Origin of the sequence: Bifidobacterium sp. W8112 (genome assembly GCF_016101425.1) — a bacterium.
Classification (GTDB): Bacteria; Actinomycetota; Actinomycetes; order Actinomycetales; family Bifidobacteriaceae; genus Bombiscardovia; species Bombiscardovia apousia.
Window position 1 is genome coordinate 557,911 of sequence record NZ_JACFQN010000002.1, and the last position, 24,925, is coordinate 582,835.

Annotated in this window: 20 protein-coding genes and 1 pseudogene; 6 read left to right on the forward strand and 15 right to left on the reverse strand. The window is 61.1% G+C overall.

Going from position 1 to position 24,925, the window contains the following annotated elements; genetic code table 11:
- Positions 1 to 315: 315 nt before the first annotated feature.
- Positions 316 to 1,332, forward strand: coding sequence for a YdcF family protein (locus H3T92_RS06460; RefSeq protein ID WP_144085317.1), 1,017 nt, complete (start codon positions 316 to 318; stop codon positions 1,330 to 1,332).
- Positions 1,333 to 1,362: 30 nt separating this feature from the next.
- On the opposite strand, the gene H3T92_RS06465 is transcribed toward H3T92_RS06460, so the two are convergent.
- Positions 1,363 to 2,766 (reverse strand): MFS transporter, encoded by a 1,404-nt coding sequence (locus H3T92_RS06465; protein WP_144085316.1) that lies wholly within the window; start codon positions 2,764 to 2,766, stop codon positions 1,363 to 1,365.
- Between the two features lie 281 nt (positions 2,767 to 3,047).
- Between H3T92_RS06465 and trmD the strand changes: the two genes are divergently transcribed.
- A complete protein-coding gene (gene trmD, locus H3T92_RS06470) occupies positions 3,048 to 3,998 on the forward strand; it encodes a tRNA (guanosine(37)-N1)-methyltransferase TrmD (RefSeq protein ID WP_144085315.1) in 951 nt (316 codons plus the stop codon).
- Positions 3,999 to 4,023: 25 nt separating this feature from the next.
- Here trmD and rsmD read toward each other — a convergent pair.
- The 4 genes and pseudogenes from rsmD to H3T92_RS06490 form a co-directional block, all read right to left on the reverse strand.
- Positions 4,024 to 4,629, reverse strand: a pseudogene (gene rsmD, locus H3T92_RS06475) (16S rRNA (guanine(966)-N(2))-methyltransferase RsmD); the annotation flags it as partial.
- A gap of 10 nt (positions 4,630 to 4,639) precedes the next feature.
- The gene (locus H3T92_RS06480) at positions 4,640 to 7,117 is read right to left on the reverse strand and encodes an ATP-dependent DNA helicase RecG (protein WP_144085313.1); all 2,478 of its coding nucleotides are present in this window, start codon (positions 7,115 to 7,117) and stop codon (positions 4,640 to 4,642) included.
- A 100-nt stretch (positions 7,118 to 7,217) separates the two neighbouring features.
- Positions 7,218 to 7,412 carry a 50S ribosomal protein L28 gene (gene rpmB, locus H3T92_RS06485; protein ID WP_015021347.1) on the reverse strand — a complete coding sequence of 65 codons (195 nt, stop codon included), beginning with the start codon at positions 7,410 to 7,412 and terminating at the stop codon, positions 7,218 to 7,220.
- 124 nt (positions 7,413 to 7,536) lie between these two features.
- Entirely contained in the window at positions 7,537 to 8,562 is a 1,026-nt protein-coding gene (locus H3T92_RS06490) for a helix-turn-helix transcriptional regulator (RefSeq protein WP_144085312.1), read from the reverse strand.
- 372 nt (positions 8,563 to 8,934) lie between these two features.
- On the opposite strand from H3T92_RS06490, the gene H3T92_RS06495 reads away from it, so the two are divergent.
- On the forward strand, positions 8,935 to 9,744 hold the full coding sequence (locus H3T92_RS06495) for an ABC transporter ATP-binding protein (protein WP_198189628.1): 810 nt from the start codon (positions 8,935 to 8,937) through the stop codon (positions 9,742 to 9,744).
- On the opposite strand, the gene H3T92_RS06500 is transcribed toward H3T92_RS06495, so the two are convergent.
- A complete protein-coding gene (locus tag H3T92_RS06500; RefSeq protein ID WP_198189629.1) occupies positions 9,704 to 10,375 on the reverse strand; it encodes a sugar O-acetyltransferase in 672 nt (223 codons plus the stop codon). The two genes, H3T92_RS06495 and H3T92_RS06500, sit on opposite strands and share 41 nt — an antisense overlap.
- Before the next feature lie 201 nt (positions 10,376 to 10,576).
- Here H3T92_RS06500 and H3T92_RS06505 point away from each other — a divergent pair, with 201 nt between their 5' ends.
- Positions 10,577 to 11,029 carry a GNAT family N-acetyltransferase gene (locus tag H3T92_RS06505; protein WP_198189630.1) on the forward strand — a complete coding sequence of 151 codons (453 nt, stop codon included), beginning with the start codon at positions 10,577 to 10,579 and terminating at the stop codon, positions 11,027 to 11,029.
- The gene (locus H3T92_RS06510; RefSeq protein ID WP_232341916.1) at positions 11,026 to 11,901 is read left to right on the forward strand and encodes a mechanosensitive ion channel family protein; all 876 of its coding nucleotides are present in this window, start codon (positions 11,026 to 11,028) and stop codon (positions 11,899 to 11,901) included. Before H3T92_RS06505 ends, H3T92_RS06510 begins: the two co-directional genes overlap by 4 nt.
- Before the next feature lie 87 nt (positions 11,902 to 11,988).
- Here H3T92_RS06510 and H3T92_RS06515 read toward each other — a convergent pair whose 3' ends face one another.
- The 9 genes from H3T92_RS06515 to leuC form a co-directional block, all read right to left on the reverse strand.
- Positions 11,989 to 13,137 (reverse strand): D-alanine--D-alanine ligase family protein, encoded by a 1,149-nt coding sequence (locus H3T92_RS06515; RefSeq protein WP_186279395.1) that lies wholly within the window; start codon positions 13,135 to 13,137, stop codon positions 11,989 to 11,991.
- A gap of 293 nt (positions 13,138 to 13,430) precedes the next feature.
- Complete coding sequence (locus H3T92_RS06520; RefSeq protein ID WP_186279357.1) at positions 13,431 to 14,432, reverse strand: NAD(P)H-dependent glycerol-3-phosphate dehydrogenase; 1,002 nt, start codon at positions 14,430 to 14,432, stop codon at positions 13,431 to 13,433.
- Between the two features lie 112 nt (positions 14,433 to 14,544).
- Positions 14,545 to 15,438, reverse strand: a complete 894-nt coding sequence (locus tag H3T92_RS06525) for a lysophospholipid acyltransferase family protein (RefSeq protein WP_144085307.1) — start codon at positions 15,436 to 15,438, stop codon at positions 14,545 to 14,547.
- A gap of 14 nt (positions 15,439 to 15,452) precedes the next feature.
- Positions 15,453 to 16,784: a UDP-N-acetylglucosamine 1-carboxyvinyltransferase gene (gene murA / locus H3T92_RS06530; protein ID WP_144085306.1), complete on the reverse strand. Its 1,332-nt coding sequence runs from the start codon at positions 16,782 to 16,784 to the stop codon at positions 15,453 to 15,455.
- Between the two features lie 139 nt (positions 16,785 to 16,923).
- A complete protein-coding gene (locus H3T92_RS06535) occupies positions 16,924 to 17,892 on the reverse strand; it encodes a CPBP family intramembrane glutamic endopeptidase (protein ID WP_186279356.1) in 969 nt (322 codons plus the stop codon).
- 187 nt (positions 17,893 to 18,079) lie between these two features.
- A complete protein-coding gene (locus H3T92_RS06540) occupies positions 18,080 to 20,593 on the reverse strand; it encodes a CPBP family glutamic-type intramembrane protease (RefSeq protein WP_186279355.1) in 2,514 nt (837 codons plus the stop codon).
- 168 nt (positions 20,594 to 20,761) lie between these two features.
- Complete coding sequence (locus tag H3T92_RS06545) at positions 20,762 to 21,721, reverse strand: CPBP family intramembrane glutamic endopeptidase (RefSeq protein ID WP_198189631.1); 960 nt, start codon at positions 21,719 to 21,721, stop codon at positions 20,762 to 20,764.
- Between the two features lie 114 nt (positions 21,722 to 21,835).
- Positions 21,836 to 22,522 carry a 3-isopropylmalate dehydratase small subunit gene (gene leuD, locus H3T92_RS06550; RefSeq protein ID WP_024627605.1) on the reverse strand — a complete coding sequence of 229 codons (687 nt, stop codon included), beginning with the start codon at positions 22,520 to 22,522 and terminating at the stop codon, positions 21,836 to 21,838.
- 52 nt (positions 22,523 to 22,574) lie between these two features.
- On the reverse strand, positions 22,575 to 23,978 hold the full coding sequence (leuC, locus tag H3T92_RS06555; protein ID WP_101431909.1) for a 3-isopropylmalate dehydratase large subunit: 1,404 nt from the start codon (positions 23,976 to 23,978) through the stop codon (positions 22,575 to 22,577).
- A 193-nt stretch (positions 23,979 to 24,171) separates the two neighbouring features.
- Here leuC and H3T92_RS06560 point away from each other — a divergent pair, with 193 nt between their 5' ends.
- Positions 24,172 to 24,918 carry an IclR family transcriptional regulator gene (locus H3T92_RS06560; protein ID WP_172636696.1) on the forward strand — a complete coding sequence of 249 codons (747 nt, stop codon included), beginning with the start codon at positions 24,172 to 24,174 and terminating at the stop codon, positions 24,916 to 24,918.
- The last annotated feature ends 7 nt before the right edge of the window (positions 24,919 to 24,925 follow it).

Here is a 24,925-nt window from a genome sequence, read left to right on the forward strand (position 1 = left end):
TCTCCTGAGCGCGGAGGAACCCAACATCACTTGAACCCCTGATCCTCCCAACGCATCGCTGCCTTGCGACCAACCACGCCCATGCAGGCACCGATGTGCAATCCTGAGAGGACCCATCATTATCATGGTCTCGACTTGGAATTCGCACCGTCGGGAATCGCCCACCCTCAGCTTTTGAACGTGTGAGATTTACCACATATATGGTACCACGGCAGGCTGGGAAGCGGTGGCATGTCAAGGACGAGCGGCGGCTCATCTATTCGCTACAGTGGAATACAACCCTGCCAGTTCGTCCTCGGGAAGGGGAATCACGGCATGACCAACTACCTGCAGCTCCTCCTGCTCTATGCACCCGCCATCATCTTCGGCCTGCTCTTCCTCTGGGACCTGCACAAGGAGCCACGGCAGTTCCGCAATGCCATCTGGTTCCTGCTCCTGCTGCTGACCCTGGGCGGAGCGCTTCTTCTGCAGTTTGGGATGCGCTGGCTGATTCTGCCCCTGGTCATCCTGCTCATTGCCTCGCCCCTGCTGGTGGTCGCCTTCCTGCTGGCCAACACGGTCATCGTCATCCGGCATGAGGGGATTTCCCTGACCACCCTGCTGCCCGGACTGCTGGCACTGGCCGTGGTAGCCTACATGATTCTTTCGCCCCTCCTGGCTGGGTTTGGCGCCCCCTCATGGCTGCAGAAGCTGGCTGGGCTGATCGACCTGGAAGCCACCTGGTTCTTCTTCTCCTTCCTGGCCCTGCTGCTCTATTCCAGCTTGTACAGGCTGCTGCCCCGCAAGCGCCGCTACGACTACATCATCATCCACGGAGCCGGCCTGCGCGGCGAAGAACCCACCCCTCTGCTCCGCGGACGGCTGGACAAGGCTGTAGACCTCTGGAAGCGGCAGGGACGCCTGGGGCGCTTCGTGGTCTCCGGCGGGCAAGGCCCGGACGAGGTCATCAGCGAGGCCAGGGCCATGGCTCAGTATTTGCGTAACTCCTGCGGGGTGCCAGCCGAGGCCATCATCATGGAGGACAGATCGACCACAACCCTGGAGAATCTGCGCTACTCCAAGCAGATCCTCGATGACCGCTACGAGACGGGCACCGGGCCTGAGCATTACCGGGTGGCCCTGGTCACCAGCGACTACCACGTCTTCCGGGCCAGCGAATACGCCAGCAAGGTCGGGCTGAATGCCGACGGCATCGGTTCGCACACCAAGGGCTACTACTGGCCGACTGCCTTCATCCGAGAGTTCGTGGCCATCACCCGCATGCACTGGTGGCCCTACCTGGTCCTTGCACTGGGCTGGGCCGTCTGGGTCGGCATCTCATTCCTGAATTGACACCGGTGGCTTTCCAGAAGGAATCAGCGGTCATACAACCTGAACCTCTTCCCTATCCTGACCGGCCAGGCTGCGCTCTAGGAACCATGCCACCAGAAGGATGCCCAGGACGATGAGCAAGACGAAAACGAAAGCCCAGACGGCTCCGAACTGGAAGGCCTGAGGGCCGCCATGGATTCCTCTGGCCTTGGGCACGCCAGTGATGATGGCGGCCAAAACCCCAGTCGAAGCCGCGCCTGAATACTGCTGAAGGGTGTTGAAGAGGGCGTTGCCGTCAGGCACCAGTTTCGCAGGGATATGCTGCAGACCGACCGTAAGCAGGTTGTTGAAGACGCAAGCCTGACCGACCATGTAGCAGGCGTAGAGAAGAACCATCAGGGGGACAGACAAGCGCCGACTGAGGATCATGAAGCCTAAGGCGGAGAGGATGAAGGCCGTGCTTCCCACAGCGAGCAGTTCACGCAGGCCATGACCGTCCAGATAACCGCCTGTGATGGGCTGGCAGAGGGCTGAGAGCAGGCTCCCCGGCAGCAGCAAGAGGCCGGCCACGGTGGAGGTCTCCCCTAGGACGGACTGGGCCATATTGGGCAGGATGAACGTCAGGCCAATCTGAACGAATTGGACCAGGAAGTAGAGGATCAGAGCAAGGGTGAAAGTGCGGTTGCGGAAGACCGCAATGTTGATCAGCCTGGTGCGCTGATGCCCAAGGATCCAAACCCCTGCGACCAGGGCCAAAACGCCGACGAACATGGACAGCCAGGTGATAGGACCGTGCACATCCAAGGTGCTCAGACACAGGGTCAGACCGGTCAGGAACGTACCCAGAAGAAGGAACTGAAGCCAGGCGAAGGGGCCGACATGGGCGCTCTCCCTGTCTACAGAGATGAGGGCGATGAGCCCGAAGACCAGCTCGATGGGCAGCACGATCAGAAAGATGGCCCGCCAGGATAAGGCCTGGATAACGGCTCCACCAAAGGTCGGCCCAAGTGAGGGCGCCAGGGCTACCGCCATGCCGGCGCTGCCCACGTAACGACCCTGGATGTGAAGAGGTATCTTTTTCATGATCAGGGAAAAGACCAGAGGAAGAACGATACCAGTGCTGATGCCCTGCAGGAGGCGCCCCGCCATAAGGAGGGGAAAACATGGAGCAAGGATGCACATCAGGTCGCTGCCCAGGAATATTCCCACGCTGGCAAGAATCAATGCGCGGGTGGTGAATGAATGCTCCAGCCAGGCAGCGGCCAGAACCGTCAAGGCCACCACCAGCAGATAGCCGGTAGTCAGCCATTGGACCGTGCCCAGCCCGGTGTTGAAGTACCGGGTCATCTCCGGAAAGGTGACATTGAGCGAGGTCTCCAAAAGGACCCCGCAGAAGGCGAGCCCGGCAGTGCCGGTAATCAGCAGTTGTGTTCGCTTATCAACATGGTCGACCATGGACCGTCCGCTCCTCACGCATCAGACTGTTCGCATAGCCATCACCACGGATCCGTACGGCATGGCATCATCAGATGCCGCTCTCATTGCTGTTTACGCAACGGTTATAGCTCTCTGGCTGCGTTGATGACGTCTCCCAAAGTGGCGCCGGACTGACAGCCGCATGCTGCGGCGAGCCGGTTCACCTCCACGACTTTTGAAGACCCAGCTAGTGTAGCACCCGCAAAGGCACCAATCCGTGTCCACTTCGGACCTAAACAGGCTTGGGTAGAGTTGATGACATGCAAATCGATATCGTCTCCGTCTTCCCCGAGTATTTTGACGTGACTGGACTCAGCCTGCTTGGCAAGGCCCAGGAAAAAGGCCTGGTAACCATCCGCGCCCACAATCTGCGCGACTGGACCCATGACGTGCACCATTCCGTGGACGATACGCCGGTTGGCGGCGGAGCAGGTATGGTCATGAAACCCGAAGTTTGGGGTCAGTGCCTGGACGATCTGCTGGGCATGCCAGATGGACCGACTCAGCAACAACCGCCTTCGGGCCAGACAGCCAACACCGCTGATGTTAATGGACAAAAAGAAGCGATGAAGAGGTCCGGCGAGAAAAGCGATGGCACAGCAGCCGAGGCCGATTCACCGGCAGACAGCTACAAGGCTGGTGCGGCCGGTCCAGTCCTGATCTTCCCCAACCCATCCGCACCCCTGTTCACCCAGGCCGATGCGACCGCGCTGTCACGGGCGAAGAGGCTGATATTCGGCTGCGGCCGTTACGAAGGCTATGACGCACGCATCCCCGACTACTACCGGAATCAGGGGGTCGACGTCCGGGAGTACTCCATCGGCGACTATGTGCTCAATGGGGGCGAGGTGGCCGTTTCGGTGATGCTGGAGGCGATCACCCGTCTTCTGCCCGGATTCATGGGCAATCCCGAATCCATCGTGCAGGAATCTTACACAGGTGATGAGCCGCTGCTGGAATATCGCCAGTACACACGCCCCACCACCTGGCGTGGCATGACCGTGCCCGCGATACTGACCAGCGGTGACCACGGGAAGGTGGACCGGTTTCGACGCGATGAAGCCATCAAGCGAACCAGTCGGATCCGTCCCGACCTGATCGCCCGATTGGACTGCCCTACCCTGGATAAGCATGACCGCCGTCTCTTGGAGGACCTGGGCTGGGATACAAGGGAAACCCATCCGAGACCTGTGGACCAGCCTTCAAATTGATTAGCCGTCAAATTTGCAGGGCTTATCAGCGGGCCGTCAGATAGTAGACTGCTGTCTCCCCATAGCTGCGAGCCTGATCAATCGCCCATCCTTCAGGAGCTGTGGGCGGCGGGGTGCGTGTCGATCGTTCCAGAACGATCATGCCCCTATCGTCCACCATTCCTCGGCCAGTCAGACCGGTCATAATACTTTGGCAATCCTCAGTCGACAGGTCATAAGGCGGGTCCATAAAGACCAGGTCGAAACAGGCCTCGGACAGACCGGCATCCTCATGGCCAGAAGAGAGGGGACGAACAAAGCGCTCGGCACGATTTCTGCTGACACGAATATCCATGGCTGGGTCCCAAGCCGGATGGTGACGCAGCCCTGCGGCCGAACGTGACAGCAGCCCAGCGACACGACCAGAAGACTCCACAGCCACCAGGCTCTGGGCACCGCGGGAAAGGGCCTCGAATCCCAAAGCCCCGGTGCCGGCGAACAGGTCCAGGACCCGAGCACCGGACAGCAGGCCTTCGGACTCCAAGTGGGAAAAGATGGCCTCCTTGGTGCGATCGGTGGTGGGCCGGGTGCCCTTGAGGGCTGTGGGAATGGGGAATCCCTTGAAGCGGCCGGCGATGATGTGCATATGGTCTGTTGTCCTTTCAGCTGGAGACCAGGAAACCTTCGTTGCCCCTCATGAAATCCAGAACGGCGCCAGCCAGCTCGGGCTGTCCGGCCAGGGTGGGGTCGGACTCCAGGAGTTGGCCTGCCTGGGTCCTTGCACGGACGATCATGGGCGCATCGGTGACCACCCGCAGAAGCTTCAGGGAGGAATGACCGCCGGACTGGGCATCGCCCAGCACGTCGCCGGCACCCCTGATGCGAATGTCCTCCTCGGCGATTTTGGCCCCGTCAGTAGTGTCGCGAATGACCTCGAGCCGCTCGGCAGCCGGGGAATCCGCAGGAGCGCGCGAGATCAGGAAGGCCCATGAATCGGTGCCGCCGCGCCCCACCCTGCCGCGCAGCTGATGAAGCTGGGAGAGTCCGAACCGATCGGCATCGAAGATGACAATGCAGGAGGCTTGTGGCACATCCACCCCCACCTCCACCACAGTGGTGGCTACCAGCAGGGGCGTGCGACCCGAGGCGAAGTCCGCCATGACGGCATTCTTGGTGGCATCGTCATCTCGTCCGGTCAACGTGGCCATGGCAATGCCTTGGAACTGCGGCAGGGCGGCCAGGCGCTGGCTCATTTCGACCACCGAGTGCAGAGGCGGGCGCTGGCCATCACCTTGGCCCTCCTCAACAAGAAGCTCAGGCTGAGCATCGGATCCGCCAGATTGACCAGGTCGGTCAGAGGCGGCCGAGAGGTCGTCCTCCTCGTCGATGCGGGCGCAGATGACATAGGCCCGCTCCCCAGCCTCGATCCGTCGGCGCAGATGCAGGAACATGGCACCCATGGTCGCTCCGTCGGACTCGGCGATGACGTGGGTACGGACCGGTTTGCGGTTGCTGGGCAGCTCGGTCAGGGTAGAGATGTCAAGGTCGCCGAACCAGGTCATGGCGGCTGTACGCGGGATGGGCGTGGCGGTCATGATCAACAGGTGGGGAACGCGTTCGGATTTGCGACGCAGCTCCTCACGTTGCTCAACCCCGAAACGATGCTGCTCGTCGATGACGGTAAGAGCCAGATTGGGGGCTTGGAAGGTCTTGGAGAAGGCCGCATGGGTGGCGATGACAATGCAGGGACGGCCCGAAGCCGAGACAGCCAGGGCAGAACGGCGCTGGGCCAGTCTCATACCGCCGGTCAACAGCACCAGAGGAAGAACCAGCTGATCCGTCATACGAATCATGGTGACGTTGTCCACAGGCTTATGGCGGCCTTCTACGGCAGTGGCGGTCACATCAGTGCCCATGGTCTTAAGCATGCCGCCGATGGAGGCATAGTGCTGCTCGGCCAACACCTGGGTGGGAGCCACCAAGACAGCCTGATGACCGGCCTGGACCGCCTGGAGCATGGCCGCCAGGGCCACCACGGTCTTGCCAGAGCCGACCTCGCCCTGCAGAAGCCGCTGCATGGGCTGATCCTTGGCCATGTCGACACCGATATCATTGATGACCTGACGCTGGCCATCGGTTAGCTGGAACGGCAGGGAGTCGATGAAACGGGCAGGCAGGGTGTCTGGATGGTCGGCGCCCGAATCCGCGCATGGATAAGTAGGCTGCTGCTGGGTCTGGCGACGGGTCTGCAGAAGCGCCGTCTGCGAGACGAAAGCCTCCTCGTAGCGCAGGGTTTTGCGCGCCGCAGCGAAGTCGTCAGGGCTGTCGGGCGCATGCATGCCCAAGAGGGCGCGGGCACGATGCATCAGCTTCTGGTCGACACGGACCTGCTCGGGCAGCACATCAGGTATGGCTCGGCCCAGGGCTTCCGGATTAATGCGGACCTCGGCATTGGGCTGCCCCTCTTCGAGGGCACCCGCTACAGGCAAGGATTCAGGTGAATCACCAGCCTGTGCCAGCAGACGCAGAAACCCCAGAATGACGTCGTGAATATGGTCCGAGGAAATGCGGGAGCTGGCATGATACACCGGCCGCGGTCGACGGACGCGTTCCAAGGCCTCGTCAAGGCTGGCTGCATCGGGTCGGGAAGCCTCTGCCAAAACTTCCCGATCGGCATCGGCAACAACCAGGGTCTCCGGATGGGTGAACTGGAGCTGGTCCATGTAGACACCGGGCTCGCCGGCCACGACCAGATCCGCCCCTACCTGCAGCCGACGGACCATCCAGTCCATATAGGGCTTTTTATGGGAGAAGAAGACCAGTCTGACCGCCAGCGGAGTGCCGCCTTGGCTACTGACGAAGGCTGCATCGTCCACCATCACGTCCAGCCGAAAACCCCGGTGGCCACTCAGTGGCACCAGACGCACCTGATCCACCCGGGCGGCGAAGGCGCAGGGCTCGCCAAGGCGAATGCCGGCAATAGTGGTGACCTGCATAGGATCAGTGATGCGGAAAGGATAGTAGGTCAGCGCATCCCCGACTGTGACCACGCCCAGAGCCTTGAGAGCACTCACCCTACGCCTGTTGGCCACCAGCGAGGCCACGGTGCTGTGCAGACCAACACGAGCCACTGCCGACATACCCGATCACCTCCCGCATGCGCCGACCATCATCCCTCAGGATGACAAGAACCCCCGGAGCTTTGCCCCCGGGGGTCCCAATACGACCGACAAACCGCACTCAGGCGGCGATGCGCTGCACCTTGCCTGCCTTGAGGCACTTGACGCAGACGCGCAGACGCACGTTCTGGCCATCAACGGTGGTGTGCACCGACTGCAGGTTGGGGCGGAAGATGCGCTTGTTCCGGATATGCGAATGAGAAACACTGTAACCGGTCTGCGGGCCCTTGCCGCACACCGCGCAACGAGCTGCCATGTTGACTTCCTTTACGTTGTTTTCCAAGTCGTCCCAGGTGTTCTTGCCCGCAACGCAAGGCTGCGGATGAACACACAACTTTGTTAGACTACTACATCCCATCAAAGAAGGCAAATCAGCTGTCTCAGGCACGAGGAGGCTTGCGGAAGATGCCAATCAGGGACTGAAGCACTCCGCAAAATACCCCGCCGATAATCCAAATGGCCCAGAATGGGATGCGCCACCCGAAGAGGTTGTCGTAATTGCCGGAGAAGAGCATGGTCAGGGCCACCAGCGTGCAAAGACCCATGATGGTTCCGCTGATGGCATTGCTTATCCGGTGCTCATACCGATAGGTGTCCCAGCGACCGTCATCAACGGAATCAATCTGCCTGTTGTAGGCCCGGAGGTTCATCATTCTATGGCTCGTTCCCGCATGGACTAGCAGGAAGATCCCTAGAGCCAGAAGGAGGAAGAAGACAAACCCTCTGACCTGATCGGACCAGCCCCAGATCAGGTATCCGGCAGAGTTGATCCCCACATCCAAGAGCACGACAGCCAGACCGCAGACCAGCTCCCAGGTTGCCTGCCGGTAAACTCGCGAGCGCTCCTCATCGGTGTAGAAATCCGCTACATAGGGATGCCGGCGGCGAAAATCCCTTCTAGCGGAAACCGCCGGTATCAGACAGGCCAGGCCCAGGACGATGCCGATCATCAGAGCAAGGAAGGCCAGACCATTCTGTGCGTCGGTCGGCTGGCTGACTGCGGCGAAGAGACCACCGAAAGCCAGTCCCAGCATGATAAGGGCGATGCCGAAAGCCATCCGCAGGCTGTAGGCATTGCTGAAGGAGGCGTAGCCGGTCACGTCTTCCGCAGCAGACTGAACAGGTATAGTCGTGTGCGTTGTCGAAGTCGTCTGCGCGGCATCCTGATGGTCAGGCTTGGACGCACGCTGCCCGGAACCCGGATGCCGAACATCGCCTAGAACCAGGTCATCAAGAGTGCAGCCGAAGAGGTCACAGATGGCCAGGAGCTTGTCCATCTCAGGATAGGCCTTGTCCGACTCCCACTTGGACACCGCCTGACGGGATACCCCCACCAGCATGGCCAGCTGCTCCTGAGTCATGTTGCGCTGCGAACGCAGATATTGCACATTGGTTCTGAAACTCATAATGTTCTTTCTCCAGATCGGCAGATTGCCGATTCAACCAGCAACGAGACCATGATGAAACGTGCAGGGCTCCGACCGCCACCAGCTTTGGGTTGCACCCGACAAAGACACCAATATTTGCTGTCAACCGACGGTTGCATCCTTGCAATTCCAAGGAAACAAGTGGTCGCTGAATCCCCATCAGCCCCCCTCCGGCAAGCAATACGTCCCCTCTATGTTCACGATACATACCCTTCAGGAGGGAATGCGAATCCTGCAGACCACAACCCTGAATCGTCCCCGATTCGACCCTGAAAACACCCTGACAGGAGCCCTGTCCATGGTCTTATAGAGGTAGGAACCAGGCAGATGATGACTGAAAGGAAGGCAACGATGCAGCATCGGGCGATCAAGGATCCATACGCGCAACCGCTCATTCTGGACAAGATCTGCTACGACTACGGAACGCGGCAGAAGCAGGGCGCCCGGGTGCTGGACGAGATCAGTCTGGAATGCCAGGCGGGAACCTGGACGGCCATCATGGGTCCTTCGGGCGCCGGCAAATCAACCCTCCTCTATTGCGCCGCGGGACTGCTCCAGGTCAGACAGGGCAGAGTGGCCATCGCCGGGGAGGACCTGACCCGGATGAAAGAGAAAGAGCTGACCAAGCTCCGGCGCGACCACATCGGCTTCGTTTTCCAGGACTACAACCTGGTCAACGCCTTCACCTGTCTACAGAACACCATGCTGTCCAGTCTCTTCGGCGGCAGGAAAATCTCCACCCAAGCGGCCCTGTCTGCCCTGTCGAACGTCGGCTTAGAGGGATATGCCAACACCTATCCAGCTGACATGAGCGGAGGCCAGCAGCAGCGCGTGGCCATCGCCAGATCCCTGGCCGCCAGCCCGGAGATCATCATGGCCGACGAGCCCACCGGTGCCCTAGACACCCATAGCTCGCGGGAGGTCATGGACCTGTTCGACCTGGCCGTCCGCAGCGGCCAGACCATTCTCATGGTGACCCACGACCCCAACGTCGCCGCCCGCGCCCACCGGGTCATCTTCCTCCAGGACGGGCGCATTCAGGCTGCTTGCCCGGGCGGAGACCCACAGACCATAGCCCAGCAGCTGGCCAGCATGGATGCTGCGCCAAACCAGGAGGCCTTCAGCCCTCCTCTGGCAGTTCCATCCGATCAGCCTCGGTGATGGTACGAATTACCCGGCAGGGCACACCCACGGCCAGGGAGTCAGGTGCGATGTCATGGGTGACCACGGATCCGGCCCCGATAACCGCACCATCGCCGATGGTCACTCCCCCGGCCACAGTCACGTTTGATGCCAGCCAGCAGTTGGATCCGATGGTTATTGGAGCGCCCAACTCGTAGTCGTAGAGGGAGCCATCCTCATGGCGCCTCAGATTCCGCTCCTGCCACCGCAGGGGATGCAGGGGGGTGGCCAGTGTGACATTGGGGCCGATCATCACATCATCGCCGATCAGCACAGGGCAGGTATCCAGAACCGTGAAGTTGAAATTGGCGAAAATGCGGGAGCCCAGCTTGGTGAAGCATCCGTAGTCGAAGTAGATGGGCCCCATACAGTCGACATCCTGACCGTGTTCGGGCACCAGATCATCCAGAAGCCGGCTGCGCAGGTCCCGCTCCTGCTCAGAAGATGCGTTGAAAAGACGGCAAAGTTCGTGGGCCTTGACCCGCAGCTGGCTCAATTCAGGATCCGAGGCATCATAGAGCTCGCCAGATAGCATCCGCTCCCGCTGCGAGCGCCGATTCCCTTTAGCGACTCCGGCAGTCGCACCTGTCAGTTTCGAGTCCTCGTCCATGGCCATCCCATCGTTCCCGCGTCACTTCAGTGTCATTGCTGCAAGCTCACACTGCTTGCAGAGTCCTCATCCATGTAATCGTCTGGGTCAGACAGCCGACAGTCGCAGGGACCGTTCGTCGTCCGGTTGCGGACATCCGTTCATGCCGAGGGTCAAGCTTGGTAGATTGGAGACAGCGGAGGACCATGGCGAGGAGGAAGCATGCGGTATGAGGTGAGCGAGGCCATTCCCGAGGATGCCAAGGCCATCCGTAAGGCCGTATTCGTAGAGGAGCAGGGCTTTCACAACGAATTCGACCGAACCGACGATGCCAGCCTCCATATCGTGGCCTATGAAGGGGATGAACCCGTCGGAGTATGCCGAGTCTTCCCCGACCAGGGCCAGACATGGACCCTTGGCCGGTTGGCGGTGCTGAAATCCTACCGCGGTCAGCATCTAGGCGCCAATTTGGTAGCCAAGGCTGAGGAAACCGCTCGGAGCCACGGGGCCGACCAGCTCACACTTCATGCCCAGGAACGGGTAGCAGGCTTCTATAAGTCTTTAGGCTATAGGGACATGGGCATTCACGACCAGGACGAGGGATGCCCGCATATGTGGATGGACAAGCCTCTAACGAACAATGCTGGCTGCGAGTCAGAGGACAGAGCCTCATGAACCAGACCGTCAACTTTGCCAGCACAAGCGTCAATCCGGACAAGGATCCCATGGGAAGATCCGAACAGGCCATTTCCAGCTTCAGCGATGCCGTCATCTACTGGTTCCGCCAGAATTTCGGAAAGATCATCTTTCTGATCGTCGTGGCTGTCTGCGCCGCATTGATCTCCAAGATCGTAGCGGCGGCCATGCGACGTGCCCTGGAACGAACCAACCTGCCCAGTGCCTCCATCTTCGTCAACATCGTCCGCGCCCTGATCTGGATCTTCGCCGCTGCCACAATCCTGCAACCCGTCTTCGGAATCAACCCATCCACGGTGGTCGCCGCCCTAGGCGTCAGCGGCCTGGCGCTCTCTTTCGGATTGAAGGATACAATCGCCAACATCGTCGGCGGCTTCGGGCTCATGGTCAGCAAGGTGGTCCAGCCCGGTGACATCATCACCATCCAAGGCACCACCGGAACAGTCCGCGACGTGACCTGGCGCCACACCATCGTCATCGACAGGACCGGCAACCAGCTGCTGATCCCCAACTCCATCCTCAACACCACGGCGCTTGAGAAGATCACCGAGGCCGGCGAGGCCGCCACCACGGTTCCCTTCACCCTGCGGGGGGATGCCAATATAGCCAAGTCCTCCCGTTCCATTGCACAGGTGGTGGCCCAGGCAACCAAGGGCATGGCCATGCCAGCCAACCCACCCATCGTTCAGCTCCAGGGCTTCACCCCTTACGGCATCAAGGGCCAGGTGGTCATGTTCGCCAAGCAGGGTGTCATCGCCGCCGATATGCAGGATGCCGCCACCCGCGCTTTGGCCGGCCAGGACTACCTGGTCCAGGAGGCCGAGCTCCAAACAAAAGACGTTGAGTATTAACCAGATGATCCTCTCATCCTGCGGAAGAAATGCAAAACGGCATCTTTCCTCTCACGAGACGCCTCAAACTCCGCAGGCGACTCCGCGTCAGGCAGATACACCCTCAATCAGATCGGTAATCAGATCGGTGTAGGTGATCCCAGTGGCCTCCCAGGCCTTGGCATACATGGAGATAGGCGTGAAACCAGGCATGGTGTTGATCTCGTTGACAATGACTCTGCCCTCAGGCGTCACAAAGCAGTCGACACGGCTCAGACCGGCGCCATCCACGGTTCTGAAGGCCTTGGCAGCCAGGTCGCGAACCTTCTGAAGAGTCTCCTCTGGCAGGTCTGCGGGGACCTCCACGTGAGAGGCGGAGGAGTCCACATACTTGCTGTCGAAGTCGTAGAAGGCCTCGTCCCGATCAGCCTTGTCCAGCACCACCTCGCCAGGCCAGGCTGTACGGGGCTTTCTGTCCTTGCTTGAGGCGAGCACGGCGCACTCGATCTCCCGCCCTTCAATGCCCTCCTCTATCAGGACCCGCCAGTCATGCCTTGCAGCCTCGGCGACCGCAGCAGCCAGGGCTTTGCCTTTGGGCTCTTCTACCTTGACCACACCAAAGCTGGATCCTGCGCGGGAGGGCTTGACGAAGAGCGGGTAATGCAGCTCTGCCTTCTCCACAGCGGCCAGCAGGTCGGCTCCGGATCGCTGTTCACGGGAGTCAACAGTGATGCCAGGAGCCACAGGTATGCCGGCCTGGCTGAGCAGAATCTTGGTGTAGTGCTTGTCCATGCATGCAGCAGAGGAGAAGACCCCGCATCCGACGTAGGGCAGGCCCATCATTTCAAGCAGGCCCTGCAGGGTGCCGTCCTCACCGTATGGGCCGTGCAGCACCGGAAAGACCGCGTCAACACACCCTAAAGGCTCCAGGGAACCGACGGTCCTGGAAGGCTCTGCTCCAGAAACCAGATCGGCATGGTCACCAATCAGAAACCCATCCCTGCCGCGAGCCATGTCGAGGATGACCGGACGGCTGCCTTCGGTTATCTGTACGGTTGGCAGACTGGCATCGCCCAGACCCCACTGCCTGGGATCCTGGCCGCCGATGGTCCATCGACCGTCCTTGGTGATGCCGATAGGAATAGGCTCGTATCGGTCGGTATCAATGGCATTGAGCACGCCGGCCGCTGACACGCAGGATATGGAATGTTCGTCAGCACGCCCGCCATAGAGCACCACAACACGTTTCCTGACCATCATCCCTCGGCTTTCCTCATCCTGGACATGCATTCGAACCTCACGCATCTGCTCGGGCAGATACACCACTCAAGACAGCAGAATATCCCCTTGGCGGGCAGCAAGGCCTGGTCAGGGTCGCTCATCCACAAGCTTGGCACGAACGGACGTAACGGGGCAGAAGCAAGGACCAGATAAGTCAGACACGCGATTGATTTGGAAAACCGTTTATCATCGAGCAGAAGGTTGAGAGCACCGGCTTCAAAGCCTTCGCACCCTCGATAGCCTTCAGAATGTTCTGACGGCCACCAGACTCACTCTGTGGTGATCTGCCCGCCGAAGAGCTCGTCGATCATGCCCCGGCAGCTCAGACCCTGACTCAGCACATGGCTCATGGCCGTAGCCAGCGGTGTCGCCACCTGGTAACGCCTGCCCAGGGCGACGACAGCATCGGTGGTGGGCACGCCCTCGGCGACACCCTTGCTGACGCGGGTAGCCTCTTCAATGCTTTTGCCCTGACCCAGATTAAAGCCAAAGGTGTAGTTCCTGCTCAAGGACGAACCACAGGTGGCCACCAGGTCGCCGACTCCGGCAAGACCGGCGAAGGTCTTGGACTTGGCCCCGCAGGCCTCCCCCAGGGCCGTGAGTTCAGCCAGACCCCTGGCCTGAATCATGGCGGCCGTGTTCTCCCCGAACCCAGCCCCCCGTGACATCCCCACGGCCAGTGCAGTGACGTTCTTCTGCGACCCGCACATCTCCAGGCCGATCACATCGTCAGAGACGAAGGCCTTGAAATAGTCGGTCGTACATGCACGGGCCACGCTCATGGCAGCATCGGCATCAGCGCTGGCGACCACGGTAGCGCTGGGCTCACGTGCGGCCACCTCCTTGCTCAGGTTGGGGCCGGAGACGGCCGCAAACCTGACCGGGTCCAGGTCCAGCGTCTGACAGACCACCTGATCCATCCGCCGGTCAGTGCCCCGTTCAATCCCCTTCATCAGGGAGACCACAATGGCATCATGACCCAGCAACCCTTTGAATTCCGTCAAGGCCTCACAGGCGTGCTGCGCGGCTATGGCCACGATCACGATTGCTGCCCCCGAGACAGCCTTGGCCCGGTCACTCTCAGCGCTGATGGCATCAGGCAGCTTCTCCACGGTCGGCAGGCGGCGGGCATTCGAATGCTTACTGTTGATTTCGTCCACGACATCCGGGTCGATGTCCCACATGACCACCTGATTGCCTGCGTCAGCCAATACCTGGGCAAAAGCGGTTCCCCATGCGCCTGCTCCCAATACCGCGATCTTCGTCATCATTCTCCTTTGCATAATGCCGTGCGCACGGGAACGCCGACCAGCAGCCTCATTCTTGTCTCTACCATCCTATGACACGACCGCCGGACAGGGGAATTGGATGTGGGTTCCGGCCTTATTGCTCGCTTCTAGGCCGACGGGTCATGGTCACGTAGTCGAAGTACCCAGCCGCTGGGGGCTCTTCGCCGCGAATCTCGGCCATGACCTCCTCCATTCGGTTGCGCAGGCGGACACAGAGGGCATGCACGGACTGCTTGGGGGGTTCCGCGCCCCACTGATCCATGTCTTCCAGAAGGTCGGCATAGTCAAAGAGCCGGTCATAGCACATGACCACGTTCTTCCGAGGCCAGGGCCACTTGTGGTTGATCGAAGCCGCCCCCCAGGTGATGCTGGGATACAGGGGAACCATGCGACCCAACTGCCGCGAGGCCTCCAGGGCGATGAATCCGACACCAGGCTTGAGCGACATGGGCCACTTCAGAGGATCACGGGTCACCGTTCCCTCAGGCCAAATGGTCAGGGGCCTGCCCGAGGTGATGATGCTGATCGACTCCTCCTCAATCGACCTGGCCTTGCCGGACTTGCGCTCCACCGGCTGCATGCCCACCATGCGGAACCAGCTGCCGATCAGGGGCCAATGGGCCATCTCGGCCTTGGCCATATAGCGGGGACGACGACCCAGGTGGAAGAGGGACATCATGGGAATGAACACGTCGAACTGGGTCACATGGGTGGCTGCGGTGATAAAGGGCCCGGTCTCCGGCACCCGCTCCAACCCCCAGGCATAGACCCGGCAGGAGTCACGCACCACCTGGGAGACCCCGCGCAACAGACGGGTGGTCCCCACAGGGTGCTGGCCGTCTATCTCGTCCAGGGCCGGTATGCGGTGTCCGGTGGGATAGTAGCGGGTTGGATCCATCAACCTGTGCCGCTGCGCCAGCAACGCCACCTGCTGGTCGGACAGAGCGGGCACCGCAGACCGTGGAGAGGGTTTGCCTTTGGAAGCCATCTATGCCTGCCGGATCAGTCGATCTGCGCGTCCAGGGCCAGCAGCTTGTCGCGGAAGTCCTCGTAGCCGCGGTCGATCAGGGAGATGCCGTGGACGGTGGAGGGGCCGGATGCCGTCAGTGCGGCGATCAGGTGGCTGAAGCCGCCACGCAGGTCGGGCACGTCGATGTCCTGGCCAGTCAAGGGGGTGGGACCGAAGATGACCGCCGAGTGGTTGAAGTTGCGCTGCTGGAAGCGGCAGGGCAGGGATCCCAGGCACTCCTTGTAGAGCTGGATGGTGGCGCCCATCTGAATCAGCGGCTCGGTAAAGCCGAAGCGGTTCTCGTAGACGGTCTCGTGAACGATGGAAAGACCCTTGGCCTGGGTCAGAGCGACCACCAGGGGCTGCTGCCAGTCGGTCATGAACCCGGGGTGCACATCGGTCTCAATGGCCACGGGCCGCAGGTCGCCGCCCGGATGCCAGAAGCGGATGCCGTCGTCGCGCACGTCGAACTGGCCGCCGATCTTGCGGAAGACGTTCAGGTAGGTCATCATGTCGGGCTGGTGGGCGCCCTTGACCATGATGTCGCCATGGGTGGCCAGGGCGGCGGAGGCCCAGGAGGCGGCTTCGATCCGGTCGGGCAGGGAGGTATGGGTGAATCCCTTGAGGGAGGGCACACCCTCGATGCGGATGGTCCGGTCCACGTCCACGGAGATCTGCGCGCCCATCTTCTGCAGGACCGCCACCAGGTCCATGATTTCGGGCTCGGTAGCCGCCCCTGACAGCTCAGTGCGTCCCTCGGCCATGACGGCTGCCAGCAGGGTCTGCTCCGTGGCGCCCACCGAGGGGTAGGGCAGGTGAATCTTGGCCCCATGCAGACCATCGGGCGCTGTGATGTGTATGCCGGCCTCATGCTCCTTGTCGACATTAGCCCCCAGCTTGCGCAGGGTCTCCAGATGGAAATCGATGGGCCGGCTGCCGATGCGGCATCCACCCAGAACGGGGATGAACGCCTCCCCCATCCGGTGCAGAAGCGGTCCGGAGAAGAGGATGGGAATACGGGAAGAGCCCGACAGGGTGTCTACATCAGCCACGTCGGCCAGCTCCACATGACTGGCATCGATGGTGACCACACCCTCCTGGGGACGAACATCCACCTTGACCCCGTGCAGCCTCAGCAGGTCCGAGACCACATGGACATCGCGGATCTCGGGAACGTTCTTCAGCACTGAAACACCAGGAGCCAGAAGGGCCGCCACCATGGCCTTGCTGACGAAGTTCTTGGCCCCGCGGACCTGGATGGTACCGTGCAGGGGTCTGCCGCCCACCACATGCAGCACATCATTCTGTGTATTCACCTTGGGCATATATCGGCTTCCTTCTCATATCTGCTCAGAGCCGGGCTTTGGCACATCATCGGCCCTATCTGCAAGTCTGCCACAAGGGGTGTGGGGACACCGTGAATTGTCGCCTCGGGCATAGAGCGTCCACCCAGTCAGATACTGGTCAGGCGCCAGCTGAAACGAAGGGGGTCAGCATCGTGAAGCCCATGATCAGCAGCAGCATGATGAAAAATGGGCAGGCCCAGGCACCGTAGACGTTCGTATAGGTGCGGTTTTCACACAGAAAAGCGACAATCCGATGACGGCCCAAGTAGAGGACCAGGACGGCCGCCAGCAATCCTGCCAGCATCATGAGCACGTTGACGTAGGAGGCCATGTTGTCGCTCATAAACCCGAGAAGGAGTTCCAGCCCGTCGCTGACAACCAGGTTGTTGAACACGTGCAGGGCTATGGACCAGAAGATGGAGTATTCGCAGGCCAGATAGCCCAGGAGCAGACCCATGATGAAAGCGAAGAACCCCTGGCCAAGGTCGCCATGGAAGAAACCGAACATGACCGCGGAGGTGACGATGGCGAAGACGTGGCCGTAGGGCTTCAGCGCATGCAGGATGGCACCTCTGAAGACCAGCTCCTCGATGACGGGGGCCAGCAGGCTGACGTAGATGAACATGGGAATGGTACCCGAGGCCTGCTGGATCTGCTCAGTCGTGGTCCAGGACTGCTGCACTCCCAGCCGCACCGTGGTCCAGTCCATGCCTGACTGATACCAGTCGGCCAGGGTCTGCCCGGTCAGCGTCAGCGCAAAGCATCCCAGCAGCACCTGCCAGGTCATGGGGTGCAGATCCGTGTGGAAGATGCCCAAGGGACCGGAATCGCAGATCTGCCGACGTCGTGTGAAAACCAGGAAGCAGAGGCCGGTGCAGGCGGCGATCAGATTGATGATGCCCCCATACTCCTTGTCGGCATGGCTCATCACATAGATAAATCCCGAGTGGGCAGGCACTGGATCAAACACGGCATTCCACTCCATCTGAGCCAGAACACCGAACAGAAGGCCGACACTGTTAATGATGAGCAGGTAGACCAGCAGCAGGGCGGCCTGGCGGTTGAGCATACCTCTGGCCTTACTCATCCATGCGCGATCCGCCATGCCTCGTCTGGGCTTTTGAGTCTGCCCAGTCCCTGACGCGTCGGCTGTCGTCGCTGTCTGCCCCATGTCACCATGCCCTTTCATGATCCTCTGCAGGTTTGGCCATCCGGCATTGACCTCCAGATGGTCCAAGTTTACGCCACCACCGGTGGCATCAATGCGTCATGCTCTAGAGCAGACCAGGCACGAATTTGAAGACTGTCAGCAGCAGGCAGAGCAGCAAATAGAGCAAGAACCAAGGCTGCCTCCAGGAAACGTATGTGCCCTTAGGGGCTCGATAGCGCCGCCGGTAGTCCAAGAGGCTGGCGCGGTGCAGGAAGAACATGAGCAACCCAGCCAGAACCAAGACCAGCGCCACTGCCAAAATCGACAGACGAGCAGTTCTCGGAGCGCTCATCAGATATCGATTGGGCAGGCCGCTGAAGAGCAGATCACCGAGCACACGGGCTCCGACGGCCCAGATCAGACCATATTCCAGGGAGCAGTATCCCAGCGCCAGCCCCAGCAGGAAGATCCAAAGCCCAGAGACCGGGTCACTCTGCAGCAGGGCGCAGAGCAGGGATGAGGTCAGGATGGCAAAAACCCGGCCATACCGACGCAGCCCGTTGAGGATGACGCCACGGAAAACCAGCTCCTCAGCCAGGGGAACCGCCAGGAGGGCATACAGGGCCATCATCGGCGAGGAAGCGCCGGTGACCAGCAGGCTGTGCGAGGCCAGGGAGGGAATATGCAGGAGCAGACCGAAGTGATTGAAGAACTTATTCAGTTCATGAACCATCCCCTGGCCCAGCAGGAGCACCGCGACCAGGGCCAGCAGAGCCGCCAGAGTCATTCTTCTATCTGTTCGCCAGCGGACGGCGTCCTGTCCTCGCTGACCCACACCTCGAATGACGCTCCACTCTGAAATGCAGGCATAGGTCAGCGCCAGCAGGACTGACAGGAGAGTAATCCCATCGGATAGGAAGGCGATGGATCTGGGGTCCTTGACCTGCTCCATGATGACTGGCAGGATCATCCCCGAACCGACCATGAGCACCAGAACCGATATGGCCAGATAGACGAAGGCGAAGGCAGCCTGTCCGTTGACGGCGTGGAGGACCCCGGAACTGGCTGTGTAGGTGTTGGACTTGCCGGTGGTGGGCTTGGCCGCCTGCGGTCGTGCCTGAGCCTGAAGCTGGGGCTGGGCCGCAACTTCAGCAGCTGGCGTGACCGCATTAAGTTCACTTGGAACAGCGATCGGCTGCGAGTTGACCGACTCCGGTCGGCTTGTTCCTGTGACCGGTCCTGCCGAAGCATTGGAAACGACCCGCGGGGCTGCCAACTCGGCTGAAGGACGGGTACGGTTGCGAGCAGCCCGCCGCTTGGACGACCGACGGACTCCTCTCTTCCTTTCACGGCCTCTGACAGAAAGGCCGAAATGAAGACCATGCGAAGAACGGGTCGGCTTGGTTGCGTTCGTCGCAGCTTCCTCGGTCTCTGAGGACTTGGCCTTGGCGGCCACAGCAGCTGCTGCAGCCTCGGCAGCCTTGGCGGCGAGAGCCACAGAAGCGCCTGGAGCGGATACAGATGTCGACGAAGACGCGAACTGGACGACCGACTGCGTCGCTGGAGCTGCCTTCACAGCCTCTGAAGATTCGGATGGGGCAGGCTGAACGGCAATTTCTGCCTGGCCAGTCTGCATAGGCTGGCCGACATGATCCCTCTGTGCGACAGCCGACTCCTGTCCGTCAATAGTCTTTGACGAAACGACCCGACCGCCGGTACCGTCACCGGCGACTGCAGCAGGCTGGGCAACTACCCGTGGAGTCGAACAGACCCGACGCCCCTGATGATCGGCTTCGCTGGACGCGGCTTGTACAGCAGCACCGTTCTCCACAGAAGCCGATGAACCAGTGACCAGGGAATCCCAGTCGGCATCCGAGCGACGGACTACGACTGGCCGGTCGGCGAATACCACAGGGGCCGCTGACGCATGAACAGAGGCCGGGGGGGTCCCGGCCGTGGACACCCCGGCCGGGGTAGCCGACTTGGGCACAGCTGGTTCGACTGCAGAAGAAGCGGGAACGGATGGCGTTTTGGCAGCGGAAGGCTTACGGCGCTTGTGCATATTCCAAGAGAAGACCGGGCCCTTGTTCGTCTCGGGCTTGGTCCAGGACCAGACGACCTTGGCCGCAGGCTGCCCCGGCTGCCCCGAGGTCTCCGCGGCTTTGGCAACCTCCGGCTCTCGATGAACCACCACACGCCGCGGAGACGACTCCTTGTCAGGTTCCTTTCCGCCGTGCCCGTCAGCTGGCAGATCCTCAGGAGGAAATGCGGGAACTCCCGGTTGACTGGCCATGGTGACCGAGTCCAAAAAATCATAAGATCCTGGAAGCACTGAAGGTCGTTCGCCGACTGGCCTGGCACCCTTGCCGCCAGCTCCTTCATCACCCAGAACCGCGGTCTTTCTATGGGCTATCCTTCCCGGGTAGGCCAAGCCATCATCCACGGCCTCCCCCGGCAGGCTCAAGGGCGGCAGGTCGATGGATCCTTCCTCATAATCCCAATGACGGGCGTAGTCCTTGCTGGCACTGTGGCTTGCAGTCATGAGGGCGAGAGAGGAGCGCGACACCTTCCAGCGCCCCTGATCGCTATGGGCATCGGCGGACTCGCTGCCGCTGTCGCGATCCTCATCATCCCTCATCCGTCGATGATCCTTCCCCTTCATGCACTACCGTACGACCGTCAAGGGCGTCCAGCGACACGAACCTTTCCCCACGTTCATATCACAACACTACATGTCCGAGTCTAGCCCGACCCCGCCCTTCTTCGACAGAATCCCGACAATGGCCCGGCACCACCGACTGTCTGGTCAGGCCAGCCCTGGTACGAATTCGCTCAGGGCCATCAGCAGACATGCCAGGCAGAAGAGCAGGAACCAGGGCGCCCGCCAGGAAGCGTAGATTCCCTTGGGAGCGCGATTGCTGCGGCAGTAATCACGGAGAGTCCTGATCTTGAACAGCAGCCCGATAACACCAATCAGCAGTACCAGGATCATGAGAAAGCCCAAGCCGATGCGAACCACCTCGGGTGCCAGAGGCATGTACTTGGCCAGCAGGCCTGAAGAGAAAGCATTGTTGAGCATGTGCACCAGCAGGGACCAGACCAGCCCATACTCCATGGCCAGATAGCCCAGAACCAGGCCGGAAATGAAACCGAACAGACCCTGAACCAAGGAACCATGCATGAAGCCGAAAAGCAGGGAAGAAGTAATAATGGCGAAGACTCGGCCAAAGCGGCGCAGACCGTTCATGATGACCCCGCGAAAGACCAGCTCCTCGGCAAAGGGCCCCAAAAGAATGCCATAGAAGAGCATGATCGGCGTTTCCATGTCGCCATCACCTGGTGCGGACGGCGGATGCAGCCCGGTACTGGACAGAACGGCGCTCAGTCCGGAGTTGGCCGCCCCGGCTACGAGCTGACTGAGGAAGAAGCAGGCCAGGGCGATGATCAAGGCCAACAGGCTGAATCGGCGCGCAGTGACCCACCGCACCTGATCCTGGCCATGTCGTTCACGGCCTACGATGACCGGCCACTGGCTGATCAAGGCAAACAGCAGGGCCAGCACTACGGAGGTGGCCACTGTCCAGTCCCCCAGAGGACCGTTGATCTGTGCCTTGGAAGCGTGCGGAAAGAGAGCAGGCAGAACCACCTTGCCCCCCACAAGACCTGCCAGGGTCTCGATGGCCACGTAAATGAAGGCAAAAGCACTTAGGGTATTCACTGCCCGTCTAACGCCCCAGTCGTGCACATCGCCGCTGCTGTGCCTCATGATAACCGCTCCTCTTCACTCGCCAACTAGTCACAGGCGATCAATGGCTGTCTCATTCCATGGTAAGCGAAGAGGGAGCAAATGGCTTTCATATGAGGGCTCACGGCCCGTCGGTCAAATGATGCCGCGGTCAGCCAGGGGTCCAGGCCAGTCGATTTGACCCTCCCTGGCTGAAGTGACCGGCTCTTCGGGCATATGCTGGGCCGGCAGAGTACGCGGCTTGAAGGGGAATCGCTCGGCCCGCATACGCTCATAGGCACGGATGTCATCCTCGTGCTGCAGGGTCAGATCAATGTCGTCGTAACCGTTCATGAGCCGCCACCGCACGTAGTCGTCTACCTGGAAGGGCAGAGTCACATCCGCGCAGGTGACCGTGCGAGCGCCCAGATCCACGGTCATCTCAGTGCCGGGGTCCTCCTCCAGGAGCTTCCAGAGCAACTCCACTGATTCCTGGGGCATGATGGCGGCCAGAACACCGTTCTTGGCGGTGTTCCCATAGAAGATATCGGCGAAGCGGGGGGCGATGACCACGCGGAAGCCGTAGTCCCGCAGAGCCCAGACCGCATGCTCGCGCGAGGAGCCGATGCCGAAGTCCGGCCCGGCCACCAGAACTCGGGCACCTGAATATTCGGGCCGGTTGAGCACGAAATTCGGATCCCTTCGCCAGGCGTAGAAGAGCGCGTCCTCGAAGCCGGTCTTCTGCACCCGCTTCAGGAATACGGCGGGGATGATCTGATCGGTGTCGACGTTGGAGCGGCGCAAGGGCACCCCGACCCCGGTGACAACGGAAAGTGGCTCCATGATGACCTCCTGCCTGCTGGATGGCGATGACGATGACGAATGATTGATGGGCTTACAGATCGGCCGGGGAGCAGATGGTTCCCCGGATGGCCGTCGCAGCGGCCACCTCGGGCGAAGCCAGATGCGTCCTGCCGCCCTTGCCCTGACGACCCTGGAAGTTGCGGTTGGATGTGGAGATGGAGCGCTCCCCCGGCACCAGCTGGTCGGGGTTCATGCCCAGGCACATGGAGCAGCCAGCGTTGCGCCATTCGGCTCCAAAGTCCTCGAAGATGCGATCCAGCCCCTCCTTTTCGGCCTGAATGCGAACTCGCGAAGAGGCCGGAACCACCAAGACGCGATGCAGGTTCTTGGCCTTGTGGTGTCCCTTCATGATGGCTGCCGCCGCGCGCAGATCCTCGATGCGCCCGTTGGTGCAAGAACCAATGAACACGGTGTCCACGGCGATGTCCCGGATGGGCATCCCCGGCTTCAGACCCATGTAGTCGATGGCCTCCTGGGCTGCCTGGCGCTTGGCCGGGTCGGCGATCTTTTCGGGCACAGGAACATCAGCGGCAATGGGCAGACCCTGTCCGGGATTGGTGCCCCAGGTCACGTAGGGGGTCAGCTGGTCGGCATCCAGGATGACCTCCTTGTCGAAGACTGCGTCCGGATCGGTGGGCAGGGTACGCCAGTAGTCCAGGGCCTGATCCCACATGGCCCCCTTGGGGGCGTGCGGCCGGCCCTCCAAGTAAGCGAAGGTGGTCTCGTCCGGCGCGATCATCCCGGCCCTCGCCCCGGCCTCGATGGACATGTTGCAGATGGTCATGCGCGCGTCCATGGACATGCGCCGAATGGCCTCGCCCCGGTACTCCAGAACGTGCCCTTGGCCGCCGCCAGTGCCGATCTTGGCAATGACGGCCAGGATGACGTCCTTGGCGCCCACGCCCGGCTTGAGCTGCCCGCGGACGGTGATGGCCATGGTCTTGAAAGGCTTCAGGCTCAGGGTCTGGGTGGCCAGAACATGCTCCACCTCGGAGGTGCCGATGCCGAAAGCCAGGGCCCCGAAGGCCCCGTGGGTCGAGGTATGCGAATCGCCGCAGACGATGGTCATGCCGGGCTGCGTCAGTCCCAGGACGGGCGCAAAAGCGTGGACAATGCCCTGGTCCGCATCCCCCAAGGGATGCAGACGAACCCCGAACTCCCGGCAGTTGCGCTCCAGGGTGGAGATCTGCAGGGCCGAAACCTTGTCGGCGATGGGCCGATCGATGTCGATGGTGGGGGTGTTGTGATCCTCGGTGGCGATGACCTGGTCCAGGTGACGGATCTTCCGGCCTGCCAGGCGCAGCCCCTCGAAGGCCTGTGGACTGGTCACCTCGTGCATAAGCTGCAGATCGATGTAGATCAGATCGGGCTCGCCTCCCTGGCCCTTTCTGACCAAATGATCGGCCCAGACCTTTTCCGCCATTGTGCGTCCCATATCGCCTCCTGAAAACCTACGACCGGCCGGGGCACCAATCTCATCGGCACCCCGCCGGCCTCCTACCACCGAGTATGGAACTGCCCAACTGTTATGAACTTTTGCATTTCATATACTGAGATGGCATAATTCAACCATGGACACACCTTCTATGAACGACGACGACAGATATCCTTCCGCAAATGATCCGAACATGCATCAGGAGGAGATTCATTCGGGTGTCGGCGTTCTGGACAAGACGGTGCGAATTCTGGATACCCTAGAGACCGGGCCCATGACCCTGGGCCAGCTGGTCAACGCCACCGGGTTGGCTCGACCCACAGCCCACCGACTGGCCATCGCCTTGGAGCGCCACCGCTTCGTGCTGCGGGATGCACACGGCCGCTTCGTCCTGGGCTCCCGCTTCGCCGAGCTGGCCGCTGCCGCTGGCGAGGATCGACTGCTGACCGCCTCGGGACCCATCCTGCATACACTGCTCAACCGTTCGGGTGAGTCAGCCCAGATTTTCCGCCGCCAAGGCGAAGTCCGTGTCTGCATCGCCGCAGTGGAACGCGCCTCCGGCCTGCGCGACTCCATCCCTGTAGGCGCCCTGCTGTCCATGGAGGCCGGGTCGGCAGCACAGATTCTGTTGGCCTGGGAGGAACCTGAGCGCCTCCATCAGGGTCTGCGACACGCCAAGTTCAACGCAGCGACCCTGGCCACGGTCCGCAAGCGCGGCTGGGCCGAATCCATCAACGAGCGGGAAGAAGGCGTCTGCTCCATCTCGGCCCCCATCCGCAACGGATCCGGGCAGGTCATGGCCGCCATATCCATCTCCGGGCCAGTCAACCGCATGTCCACCACGCCGGGAAGACGCTACGCCCCCCTGGTCATGGCCGCCGGCAAATATCTGACCGAAGCCCTGCTGCGAGCCTCATCTCCCGCCCGTCGTAGGGTCTGAGCGGGAA